This is a genomic window from Burkholderia sp. BCC0398 (assembly GCF_902833245.1).
GTDB classification, from domain to species: Bacteria; Pseudomonadota; Gammaproteobacteria; order Burkholderiales; family Burkholderiaceae; genus Burkholderia; species Burkholderia sola.
This window is the reverse complement of sequence record NZ_CADFEM010000018.1, coordinates 55,179-67,026: the sequence shown is the minus strand read 5'-3', so window position 1 is coordinate 67,026 and position 11,848 is coordinate 55,179. Positions and strand designations below refer to the sequence as shown.

10 protein-coding genes and 1 riboswitch are annotated in these 11,848 nt (G+C 69.9%); of the genes, 1 reads left to right on the top strand and 9 read right to left on the bottom strand.

Going from position 1 to position 11,848, the window contains the following annotated elements; genetic code table 11:
- Positions 1–164: 164 nt before the first annotated feature.
- Positions 165–2,858, bottom strand: coding sequence for an aminopeptidase N (gene pepN / locus HWX76_RS30885; RefSeq protein WP_050011573.1), 2,694 nt, complete (start codon positions 2,856–2,858; stop codon positions 165–167).
- 188 nt (positions 2,859–3,046) lie between these two features.
- On the opposite strand from pepN, the gene HWX76_RS30880 reads away from it, so the two are divergent.
- Positions 3,047–3,757, top strand: coding sequence for a DUF4136 domain-containing protein (locus HWX76_RS30880; protein WP_089488250.1), 711 nt, complete (start codon positions 3,047–3,049; stop codon positions 3,755–3,757).
- Between the two features lie 54 nt (positions 3,758–3,811).
- On the opposite strand, the gene HWX76_RS30875 is transcribed toward HWX76_RS30880, so the two are convergent.
- The 8 genes from HWX76_RS30875 to HWX76_RS30840 form a co-directional block, all read right to left on the bottom strand.
- Entirely contained in the window at positions 3,812–4,384 is a 573-nt protein-coding gene (locus HWX76_RS30875) for a TMEM165/GDT1 family protein (protein ID WP_089488251.1), read from the bottom strand.
- Positions 4,385–4,462: 78 nt separating this feature from the next.
- Positions 4,463–4,600, bottom strand: a riboswitch (yybP-ykoY riboswitch).
- Positions 4,601–4,731: 131 nt separating this feature from the next.
- Entirely contained in the window at positions 4,732–6,051 is a 1,320-nt protein-coding gene (gene guaD / locus HWX76_RS30870; RefSeq protein WP_176016840.1) for a guanine deaminase, read from the bottom strand.
- 16 nt (positions 6,052–6,067) lie between these two features.
- Entirely contained in the window at positions 6,068–6,409 is a 342-nt protein-coding gene (locus HWX76_RS30865) for a hypothetical protein (protein WP_235356138.1), read from the bottom strand.
- Between the two features lie 27 nt (positions 6,410–6,436).
- Entirely contained in the window at positions 6,437–7,462 is a 1,026-nt protein-coding gene (locus tag HWX76_RS30860) for an adenosine deaminase (RefSeq protein ID WP_050011568.1), read from the bottom strand.
- 18 nt (positions 7,463–7,480) lie between these two features.
- Positions 7,481–8,485, bottom strand: a complete 1,005-nt coding sequence (gene xdhC / locus HWX76_RS30855) for a xanthine dehydrogenase accessory protein XdhC (protein ID WP_124556046.1) — start codon at positions 8,483–8,485, stop codon at positions 7,481–7,483.
- Between the two features lie 620 nt (positions 8,486–9,105).
- Positions 9,106–9,618 (bottom strand): disulfide bond formation protein B, encoded by a 513-nt coding sequence (locus HWX76_RS30850; protein WP_050011565.1) that lies wholly within the window; start codon positions 9,616–9,618, stop codon positions 9,106–9,108.
- A gap of 158 nt (positions 9,619–9,776) precedes the next feature.
- A complete protein-coding gene (locus HWX76_RS30845) occupies positions 9,777–11,153 on the bottom strand; it encodes an amidase (RefSeq protein ID WP_124629886.1) in 1,377 nt (458 codons plus the stop codon).
- Between the two features lie 6 nt (positions 11,154–11,159).
- Positions 11,160–11,840 (bottom strand): GntR family transcriptional regulator, encoded by a 681-nt coding sequence (locus tag HWX76_RS30840; RefSeq protein WP_124629887.1) that lies wholly within the window; start codon positions 11,838–11,840, stop codon positions 11,160–11,162.
- Positions 11,841–11,848: the final 8 nt, after the last annotated feature.

The following is an 11,848-nucleotide window of genomic DNA, read 5'->3' as shown; positions in this document are numbered from 1 at the left end:
TATCGGGCGGCGATGACGGGGCGGGGCATGCATCACCGCGGAGACAGGCCGAGCGGTCCGACCCCGTGCGCGCGGTTTCGGCCGCGCGCGTGCAATAAAAAAGCCGGCGCCGCGTGAGGCGGCGCCGGCTCGATCGCGCGGACGCGACGGGACGATCGCGCGACTTACGCGAGCGCCTTCTCGACGATCTCGCGCACGTCGCGCGATTTCGCGCCGGCGGCGACCTGTTCGAGCGCTTCGCGCATCCGGTCGCGCAGCGCCGGCGTGAAGCGGCGCCACAGTTCGAGCGAGCGCGCGAGGCGCGCCGCGACCTGCGGGTTGATCGTGTCGAGCGCGAGCACCTGTTCGGCCCAGAACGCGTAGCCCGAACCGTCTGCCGCGTGGAATTGCGCGGGGTTCGCCGCGCAGAAGCTGAAGATCAGCGAGCGCGCGCGGTTCGGGTTCTTCAGGTTGAACGCGGGGTGCGCGAGCAGCTTGCGCACCTTCGCGAGCGTCGGCTGCGCGGGCGTACCGCGTTGCGCAGCCTGCATCGCGAACCACTTGTCGATCACGAGCGCTTCCTTCTCGAAGCGACGGTAGAAGTCGTCGAGCGCATGCTCGGCCGGCCCGTTCGCGCCTGCGGCGGCCGCGGACAGCAGCGCGCCGAGCGCCGCCGCGCGATCGGTCATGTTGTTCGCCGCGTCGTACTGGGCCGTGGCGATGCGTACGGCATCGGCCGGATCGTCGAGTTCGGCGAGATACGCGAGCGCGAGGTTCTTCAGCGCGCGGCGGCCCGACGCTTCCGGCGTCGGCTCGTAGGCGCCGGGCGTCTGGTGCTGCTCGTACGCGGCGAGCCACTCGGCGCGCAGCGCGGTCGCGAGCTGGCGGCGCACGAACTGGCGCGCGCGATGCACGGCGGCCGGGTCGGCCTCGGCCATCTGATCGGCGAGGTAGGTTTCCGACGGCAGCGTCAGCGCGAGTTCGCGGAACGCCGGCGACAGGTTTTCGTCGGTCAGCACGCGGCGGAACGCGGCGACGAAGTTCTCGCCGAGCGCGAGCGGCGCGTCGGCGGCGGCACGGGCGGCGAGCGTCAGCAGCGCGCGCGTCGCGAGGCGCTGGCCGGCTTCCCAGCGGTTGAACGGATCGCTGTCGTGCGCGAGCAGGAACGCGAGATCGTCGTCGCTGTAGTCGTACTCGACGATCACCGGCGACGAGAAGTTGCGCAGCAGCGACGGCAGCGGCGCTTCCGGCACGTCGACGAACGTGAAGGTCTGCTCGGTGTCGGTGAACACGAGCACGCGCGTCGTGCCCGATGCGGCGGCTTCGCCGTCCAGACGCAGCGGCAGGTCGCGGCCGTCGCGGCCGATCAGGCCGATCGCGAACGGGATCAGCAGCGGCCCTTGCTGCGTTTCGCGCGCGGCCGGCGACGCGTCGCCGTAGCCTTGCGCGAGGGTGACCGTATAGCGGCGCGCGGCTGCGTCGTACGCGGTGCGCACCGACACGCGCGGCGTACCGGCCTGGCTGTACCAGCGCTCGAACTGCGCGAGGTCGCGCCCGTTAGCGTCGGCCATCGCGTGACGGAAGTCGTCGCAGGTCACCGCGTGGCCGTCGTGGCGCTTGAAGTAGAGGTCCATCCCCTTGCGGAAGCCGTCGCGGCCGAACAGCGTCTGGTACATCCGCACGACTTCCGAGCCTTTCTCGTAGACGGTCATCGTGTAGAAGTTGTTGATCTCGACGTAGCTTTCCGGGCGTACCGGGTGCGCCATCGGGCCGGCGTCCTCGGCGAACTGCAACTGGCGCAGCACGCGCACGTCCTCGATGCGCTTGACCGCGCGGGCCGCCGATTCGACGTCGTTGCCTGCGGCCATGTCGGCCGAGAATTCCTGGTCGCGGAATACCGTCAGCCCTTCCTTCAGGCTCAGCTGGAACCAGTCGCGGCAGGTCACGCGGTTGCCGGTCCAGTTGTGGAAGTACTCGTGGCCGACCACCGACTCGATGTTCGCGAAATCGGTGTCGGTCGCGGTCTCGGGGTTCGCCAGCACGTACTTCGTGTTGAAGATGTTGAGTCCCTTGTTCTCCATCGCGCCCATATTGAAGTCGCCGACCGCGACGATCATGAAGCGGTCGAGATCGAGCTCGAGGCCGAAGCGTTTTTCGTCCCAGCGGATCGAATGGATCAGCGAATCCATCGCGTGACGCGTCTTGTCGAGATCGGCCGGTTCGACCCATACCTGCAGCAGCTTTTCCTTGCCGGAGCCGGTCGTGATCGTTTCCTCGATCGCGACGAGCTTGCCCGCGACCAGCGCGAACAGGTAGCTCGGCTTGCGGAACGGGTCTTCCCACTTCGCGAAGTGGCGGCCGTCGGGCAGGTCGCCCGAATCGACGAGGTTGCCGTTCGACAGCAGCACCGGGTACGCGGCCTTGTCGGCGCGCAGCGTGACCGTGTACGACGCCATTACGTCGGGGCGGTCGAGGAAGTAGGTGATGCGGCGAAAGCCCTCGGCCTCGCACTGCGTGAAGAAGTTGCCGCTCGACACGTAGAGGCCCGACAGCGTCGTATTCTGGTCGGGCGCGCACGCGCTTTCGAGCGTCAGCTCGAACGCGTCGGGCACGTTCTCGACCGTCAGGCCGTGTTCGTGCGCGCGCACCGCGCCGTGCGGCGCGCCATCCAGCCGCGCGCCGAGGAAGTCGAGCGCCTCGCCCATCAGCTCCAGGTGCGGGGTGGGCGCGGCATCCGGATTGCGGCGCACGCGCATCGTGTTCCTGACGATCGTGCGGGCCGGCGCGAGATCGAATTCGAGTGCGACGGAGTCGATGAGGAAGGCCGGCGGCGTGTAGTCGGCGCGGCGGATCACGGTGGAGGAGGCGTTGTCGGACATGGTCGTCGAGATCGGGTGGAGTGGGGGACGGGCCCGTCGCGCGGGCCAGGCGAACCGGGCCATTGTACAAAGGCTTGCGGCGGTGTGCCGGGCGAACTTTTTACCGCTTCCGGGAGTCCGCGTATTATCGGCATCCCGTTGTGCTTCGCGCGGTGCGACGAACGGGTGACGGATCGACGAGGATCAACATGAAACGCGAATGGATTTTTCGCGGTGCGGGCTGGGCGGCGGCGCTGTGCGTCGCGCTGCTGACGGGCTGCACCAGCTACGTGACCACCCGGGTCACGGCCTTCTCCGACTGGAGCGGCAGCGACGCGACCCGCACCTATGCGTTCACGCGCACGGACGCGCAGAAGAACAGCATCGAGCAGTCGACCTACGAGCCGATCGTCGCGAACGAGCTGTCCGCGTATGCGTTCCGGCAGGTGCCGCAGTCGCAGGCCCGCTATCTGGTCGGGCTGACCTATTCGGTCGGCAGCGATCTCGTGACGGTGCCGCAACCGGTCTACTATGATCCGTGGTTCATGGGGCCGGGGCCGTACTGGCGAGGCGGGCCGTGGAGTCCCTGGGGCCCGTGGGGTCCCTGGGGGCCGATGCCGGCCGGCTATGTCGCGCAGACGTACCAGATGTTCGACTACATGCTCGGCATCCGCATCACCGAGCGCGCGACGGGCAAGGAGGTCTACAACGTGTCCGCGCGCACGACCGGCGACAACGGTACGCTGCTGTACGCGATGCCGTTCCTCGCGCGCAGCGCGCTCGCCGATTTCCCGTTGTCGAACGGGGCGGTCCGCACGGTCCGGCTGCCGGTCGACAAGCGCGGCGGGCCGGCGGCGCCGGCCGCCAACGAGCGCGCGGTGCCGGCGGCGCCCGCGTCGGGCGCTGCCGTCGCGAAGTAACGCGGCATTCCACCCTGGCGCGGCCGCCCGGCCGCGCCGTCAGTTTCCTTTCCGTCAGACTCCGACACCCAGCAGCGCCAGCGCGCCGAGCACGACGAACAGCACGGCCGCGATCCCGTGCACGAGCTTCGTCGGCAGACGGTGTGCGAAGCGGTCGCCGAGCAAGATCGCCGGCACGTTCGCGAGCATCATCCCGAACGTCGTGCCGGCCACGACGCCGATGTAATCCTGGAAGCGGGCGGCCAGCGCGACGGTCGCGATTTGCGTCTTGTCGCCCATCTCCGCGAGGAAGAACGCGACGAGCGTCGTGCCGAACACGCCGAGCCGCGAGCGCGTCGTATTGGCTTCGTTCTCGTCGAGCTTGTCCGGCACCAGAATCCACAGCCCCATCGCGATGAACGAGAACGCGAGCGCCCAGCGCATGATCGACGGCGTGACGAGCACGCCCAGCCATTCGCCGAGCGCGCCGGCAAAACCGTGGTTGACGAGCGTCGCGACGAGCACGCCGAGAATGATCGGCACCGGCTTGCGATAGCGCGCGGCCAGAACGAGGGAAAGCAGTTGGGTCTTGTCGCCGATTTCAGCGAGGGCGACGGCGCCGGTGGAGATCAGGAAGGCTTGAGACACGAATGGGGTTCCACGGGCCATTGTTGTGCGTGCGAGCGACGATCCACCGCGCGCCGGGCCCTGATGCAGCGCGCAATGAACCATCGGTCTCGCCAGGCCAACGTGGCTGCGTCCGCCATGGCCGAACGGCCAAGTCTGTTGACGGACGCCTCCGTCACGATGCGCGCCGGGAGCGCGGGACATCGAGCGGAGCGGCTACTCCCCAATGAGCGGCGAATTCTAGCACGGTGCATCGCGCGCGGGAAAGCGGCCGGGGCCGCCGTGCGGCGCGCTGGAGCGGCTTCGATGTCCGGCGCATGCACGACGGCGAAGCTGCCGCGCATGCCGGAACGGGGCCTCGCGGGGCGTTACGCGGCGGCCGGGGGGCGCGCGGCGCCGCGTTGGTGCACGAGTGCGCCGGCCGCATAGGTACGGTACACCGCGCGGTCGTCGCCGAGCAGCGCGAACGCGAACAGCAGTTCCTCGAGCGAATCCGCGTGCTGCGTGCGGCGCGCGAGCAGCGGCGTCGCCCGCGGATCGAGCACGACGAAGTCGGCCTCGGTGCGCGGCTTGAGCGTGCCGACCGTGTCGGCGAGGTCGAGCGCCTGCGCGGCGCCGGCCGTCGCGAGCCAGAACATCCGCGTGGCGGTCAGGTGATGGCCCGACAGCCGCGCGACCTTGTGCGCCTCATTCATCGTCTGCAGCATCGAGAACGACGTGCCGCCGCCGACGTCGGTCGCGAGCGTGACCGGCACGTCGTATTCGCCGGCCTTGTCGAAATCGAACAGCCCGCTGCCGAGGAAGAAGTTCGACGTCGGGCAGTGCGCGACGACGGTGCGCGTCTCGGCCATCCGGCGGCGATCCTCGTCGTCGAGATGAATGCAGTGGCCGTACACCGCGCGCGGCCGCAGCAGCCCGTAGCGGTCGTAGATGTCGAGATAGCTGCGGTGGCCCGGGAACAGCTCCGCCACCCATTTCACCTCGTCGACGTTTTCCGCGACGTGGCTTTGCACGAACACGTCCGGATGGCGGCGCGCGAGTTCGCCGCATGCCTCGAGCTGCGCCTCGGTCGACGTCGGCGCGAAGCGCGGCGTGAGCGCGTACATCTGGCGGCCGTTGCCGTGCCAGCGGCCGATCAGCTCGGCGCTGTCGTCATAGCCCGACTGCGCGGTGTCGCGCAGGAATTCGGGGCAGTTGCGGTCCATCAGCACCTTGCCCGCGATCATCCGCAGGTCGCGCGCGTCGCTCGCCGCGAACAGCGCATCGGCCGATTGCTTGTGCACCGTGCAGTAGACGAGCGCGCTCGTCGTGCCGCACGCGAGCAGTTCGTCGACGAAGAAGTCGGCGACTTCGCGCGCATGCTCGGGGTCGCCGAACTGGCGCTCGGTCGGGAACGTGTACTTGTCCAGCCACGGCAGCAGGCCGGGCGCCGGCGACGCGATCATGTCCGTCTGCGGATAGTGGATGTGCGTGTCGATGAAGCCGGGCACGATCAGCTTGTCGCGCAGATCGTGGACCACTGCATCGCGCGCGAGCGTCGCGGCGAGCGACGCATACGGGCCGGCCGTGACGACCTTGCCGTCGTCGACGATCAGGAGCCCGTCGGTCTCGTAGTTCGCGGCCTGGCTCGATTGCGCGGGGTCGCCGTTGAAGGTCAGCAGTTGGGAACGGAAAGCGGTTTGCGTCATGACGAAGGGTCCTGCATCAAGGTAAGGCGAACAGAAGAAAACGATCGGCGCCGCACGGGGCGGCACGGTGCTTCGCGAGCGGCGGCCGCCCGTGATGTGCGGCACGGCCGCACGCGATGGCGCGGGCGAACGTGGCGGCCGAAGCCGCCCGCGAGTGGTTGCGGGCGCACCTCGCGGCCGTTGCGCGCACATCCGTTACGCCCGCATCCGTTACGACGGCGACCGGCACGGCAAGCCGCGACGGCCGGTGCGGCCGGGCGGCGATGCACCGCGCCGTCGCCCGGCTTGCACGCACGCCACCAGCCCGGCGCAAGGCCGAACAGGGAATCGCGAAGCGGATGCCGTTGCCGTGTTTCATCTGTCTAGCGTGCCTCGATGCGGGCCGTCACGCGGCCTGCCAGTGCGCGTCGAGGCGCGCGTACAGTGCGTCGCGCTGCGCCGGTTCGATGAACGACGCCTCGAAGCCGTTGCGGATCACCGCATGGACTTCGGCATCCGTGAGTTGCAGCCCTTCGGCCGTCGCGAAGTAGTTTTCGTTGACGTAGCCGCCGAAATAGGCCGGATCGTCGGAGTTGATCGTCACCGCCACGCCGCGGTCGAGCAGCGCCTTCAGCGTGTGCTTCGCCATGTCGTCGAACACGCACAGCTTCAGGTTCGACAGCGGGCACACGGTGAGCGCCGTGCGCGTTTTCGCGAGCCGCTCGACGAGCGCCGCATCCTCGATGCTGCGCACGCCGTGGTCGATCCGGTCGACCTTCAGCACGTCGAGCGCTTCGTAGATGTAGGCGGGCGGGCCTTCCTCGCCCGCGTGCGCGACGAGCTTCAGCCCGAGCGCGCGTGCCTTCTCGAACACCCGGGCGAACTTCGTCGGCGGATGGCCGAGCTCGGACGAATCGAGGCCCACGCCGATCAGCCGGTGGCGATAGCGCTCGAACAGCGGCAACGCGGATTCGAACGTCGCGAGCGCGTCCTCTTCGGACAGATGGCGCAGGAAGCACAGGATCAATTTGCTCGACAGCCCGCGGGGCTCGGCATCGGCGAGCGCGCGCTCGATGCCCGCGACGACCGTCTCGATCGGCACGCCGCGCTCGGTGTGCGTCTGCGGGTCGAAGAACAGTTCGGTGTGGACGACGTTGTCGGCGAGCGCGCGCTCGCAGTACGCGGCCGTCATGTCGTAGAAATCCTGCTCGGTGAGCAGCACGCTCGCGCCGGCGTAGTAGATGTCGAGGAACGACTGCAGGTCGGTGAACGCGTACGCGGCGCGCAGCGCGTCGATCGAGTCGTACGCGAGCTTCACGCCGTTGCGCTGCGCGAGCGCGAAAATCAGTTCGGGCTCGAGCGAGCCTTCGATATGAATGTGCAGCTCCGCTTTCGGCGCGCGGGCGATCTTGTTCTTGAATGTCGGGGTCATGGCGTCGTTTTTGGTCGGTCAGTAGGTAGGGGAAGCCTGTGCGGACGCATTCGCCTCGACGGCCTGCAGCAACTGCGCGGCCACCGAGATCGCGATTACTTCGGGCGCCTTGTCGATGATGCCTTCGACGCCGATCGGGCAGCGCATCCGCGCGACCTGGGCCGGGTCGATGCCGATCGCGGCGAGGCGGTGATCGAACTGCGCGCGTTTCGTATGCGAGCCGGTCATCCCGAAGTACGCATAGTCGCCGCGTCGCAGGATGCGCTCGGCCAGCACGAAATCGAGTGCGTGGTCATGCGTCATCACGACGAAGTAGGACTGCGGCGGCGCCGCGTCGACCGCGTCCGCCGGGGAAGCGGCCGCGTCGATCGCGAGATTGCCGATGCCGGCGAGCGCGTCGGCCGGCGGGAACGCCGCGTCGGGCCGGTCGATCCAGCGCACGTGGCACGGCAGCGTCGCCAGCACCTTCACGAGCGCGGTGCCGATGTGCCCCGCGCCGAACAGCATGACGGGGAACGCATACGGCGCGATCGTTTCGGTCATCAGCGATACGCCGCCGGTTTCCCACAGCAGGCAGTCGGCGCGCGCGGCTTCCGATTCGGGCTCGCTCAACAGCGGCGCGCCCGGCGAGGGGCCGAATGATACGCTACGCACGGTCGCGGCGCCGGCCGCGACGCGCTTCGCGAGCGACATGATCCAGCCGAGGTCGCCGACGTCGAGCCGCTCGAACGCGAGCACCACGGCGCCGCCGCAGCACTGGCCGAGGCTCGGGCCGAGCGCGAGCCGCTCGAGCCGGCGCGCGTGCGGCACGTGCGCGCCGTCCTTCAGCAGGTGCCGCGCGATCTCGATCGCCTTCCATTCCAGATGACCGCCGCCGATCGTATGGCGGGCCGTGTCGCGCGTGACGAGCATCTTGGTGCCGGCCTCGCGCGGCGCGGAGCCGTCGGTATGCGCGACCGTCACGAGCACGGCCGCTTCGCCGTGCGCGAGCAGTTGCTGCAGATCGCCGAGCCAGGCTTCCATCAGCACGCTCCGTTCGGGACGACGCCGCACGACGCGCGGCGCGCTCTGGCGGGCGCGGCGGCAACGAGGGCGGACAGGAGCGGGGCTGGCCGGCTGCACGGCCGATGCCGTGCGGCGGCCGCGGACCGACGGCGTGCGCGACCGGCGCCGCCGGACGCGCGGACGCCATGAGGGTGACGGATGCGGATGGTTTGCGTTGTCATGATGAATCCAGTCGACATTGCGGATCGGGCGCGCGTTACGCAGGCAGCGGTGAGACCGCCTGGCCTCGCGCACGTAGATCGCCATCCAGCCCCGAAGATAGCACCGCCACGCGGCGGGAACATGGCCGGGCGGTGATCCGGGCTATCAGGCGGCGATCATGTCGATCATAGGCCCGCCGCGCGGAATCGGGGGACCGATGCATGTACATCGGGCCGAAACGCATGTGGGGCGGGGCGGGGGCGCGGCGATCGCGCGACGCGCGCCAGCCCGGAACGCCGGGCGGCGGCGGGATAGGTGTTTATACGCGGCGACCGGGCAAGGCCGGCGCAGGCCGCAGCCGGGTGACGACTCGCCGGCGGCGCGCGGCCCATTCGGTCGGGCCGCGCATGCGATGGGCCGGCACCGCGGCCGGTGGGTCAACCCGCGAGCTTGCGGCGATGGCGCCAGAGGCTCGCGACGACCGCAATCAGGATCGCGGCGAAGCCGATCAGCGCCCAGCCGGGCAGCAGGATGCCCAGGATCGGCGGGTAGACGGTCTCGCACAGCCCGGCGACCTTGAACATGCCGGGGAACCACTGCGCGGGCGGCAGGCTGTCGACGATCGGCTGCAGCGTGTCGAAGCCGCAGCTGAAGCCCGGATTCATCTGGATCGACAGGTGCCGCGCGGCCGTGCCGACACCGCCGGCCGCGGCGATCGCGATCAGCAGTTCGAGCACCCAGACGCCGCGCCAGTTGCGGATCCCGGCAGCCAGGAACGCGAAGATCCCGATCGCGCAGAAGAAGTAGCGCTGGATGATGCACAGCGGGCACGGGTCTTCGTTCTTCACGTACTGCAGGTACAGCGCGCCGGCCAGCAGGGCGATGCACACCCATCCGAGCAGCATCAGCAGGCGGCGTTCGCGGCGGAGGGCAAGCGTGTAGTCGTTCATGTCGGCGGGATTCCTCGTCGGTCGGTCCGGAAAACAATCGCGCGATTTTAGCGCGAATGATCTGGCACGAAACTGACAGCGCGCGTGCGGCAACCTGCCGCACCGCGCGCGGGCCGCCGGCGATCGGCTCGCCATCGGCTTGCGATCGGCCGGCGCGGTCAGCGGATCGTGTTCAGTACGGCCTCGACCGATTGACCGATCGCAAGCAGCGCGTCGTCGCGATGCGGCGCCGCCGCGAGCATCAGACCGACCGGCGCCGCGTCGCGCGGATGGCACGGCAGCGACAGCCCGCACGCGTCGAGGAAGTTGAACGCGCTCGGGTTGCGCAGGATCAGCGCGTTGGTGCGCGTGAACGTGTCGTCGTCGGTTTCGAGTTCGGCGATGCGCGGCGGCACGACCGGCACCGTCGGCGCGACGAGCGCATCGAAGCGCGACCAGACCGTGTGCGCGGCTTCGTCGAGCATCGCGGCGCGCGCGGCCAGCAGGTCGAGATAGTCGGCCGCGCTCGCGGGTTCGCCCTTCAGGATCCGCGTCAGCACGCGCGGGTCGTACTGGTCGCGATGCTTCGCGAGCAGCGGACGGTGCCACGCGTACGCCTCGATCGGCGAGAAGCCGAAACGGTTGATCTCCGGCAGCCGGTCGAGCGCGGGGAAGCGCACGTCGGTGACGATCGCTCCGGCCGCTTCGAGATGCTTGAGCGCGGTGTCGAGCGCGGCCGCGACGTCGGCATCGACGCCGTCCGTCACGTAGTTCGTCAGCACGCCGAGCCGCACGCCTTCGAGCGGCCGCGCGGCCGGTACGTGCGGCTCGAGCCCCGCGAGCATCCGGTCGACCAGCGCGCAGCACGCGACCGTCAGGCCGATCGGGCCGAACGAGTCGAGCGTCGTCGACAGCGGCACGCCGCCTTGCGTCGGGATCCGGCTCGCGGTCGGCTTGAAGCCCGTCAGCCCGCATAGTGCGGCCGGAATGCGGATCGAGCCGCCGGTGTCGGTGCCGAGCGCGACGGCGGCCATCCCGTCGGCGACCGACGCGGCCGCCCCCGACGACGAGCCGCCCGAAATCCGCGCATCGCCCGGCACGTCGCGGTGATACGGCGAGCGCGGGTGGCCGAAGTGTGGATTCAGCCCGAGCCCGGAAAACGCGAACTCGCTCATGTTGGTGCGGCCGACCAGCACCGCGCCCGCGCGCTTGAGCCGCGCGACGGCGACCGCATCGGTGTGCGCGGCCGGCGCGCCGTCGAGCACCCGCGAACCCGCGCGCGTGACCTGGCCCGCGACGTCGAACAGGTCCTTGACCGACACCGGAATGCCCGCGAGCGGCGACAGCACCGTGCCCGCGGCGCGCAGCCGGTCGTGCGCGTCGGCGGCCGCGCGGGCGTTGTCGGCATCGACTTCGGTGAAGACGACGGCGCCCTGGCCCGACGGATCGGCGATCCGGTCGAGCGCGGTGTCGACGAGCACGCGGCTCGTGGTCCGGCCGGCGGCGAGGTCGGCGGCGAGCTGGGCGAGCGGGGGGAAGGGCGTGAAAGTGGTCATGGCGGCTCAGGGGCGAAGATGTTGAAGAAGCGTGGAGCGGAACGAATCGATATGGTTTTCGACGGCCGCGCGCGCACCGGCGGCGTCGCGCGCGGACAGCCGGTCGAACAGCGCGCGGTGCTCGTGCTGGACGTCGGCGAGATGGTGCGGTTCGGACAGCGTGACGAACCAGAAGCGCAGCGAGCGCTCGTGCAGCGCGCGCAGGATGTCGGCGAGGACCGCATTGCGCGCGGCCGCGGCGATCGTCTGATGAAACGCGCGGTCGAGCTCCATCATGCCCTCGACGTCGTGCATGTCGACGCAGGCCTGCCCGTCGTCGAGCAGCGTGGCCAGGCGCGCGAGATCGTCGGGGGTCGCATGGCGCGCGGCGAGTTCGGCGCAGTGCGCTTCGTTGACGCGCCGCACGTCGATCACCGCGACGATGTCGTCGAGCGACAGCGGCTGCACCATCAGGCCCTTGCGCGGCATCACGGACAGCAGCCCTTCGAGCACGAGCCGATGCACGGCCTGATGCACCGGCGTGCGGCCGATGCCCGTGCGTGCGACGAGGTCGGCTTCGTTCAGCGCGGCGCCCGGCTTCAGGCGCATCGTGATGATGTCGCGCTGGATCAGCGCGTACGCGCGGTCGGCGAGGCTGGCTGGCGACGCGGCGGCCCGGTCGCGGGTGAGGTCGGTCACGGTACTCATGCCGGTGG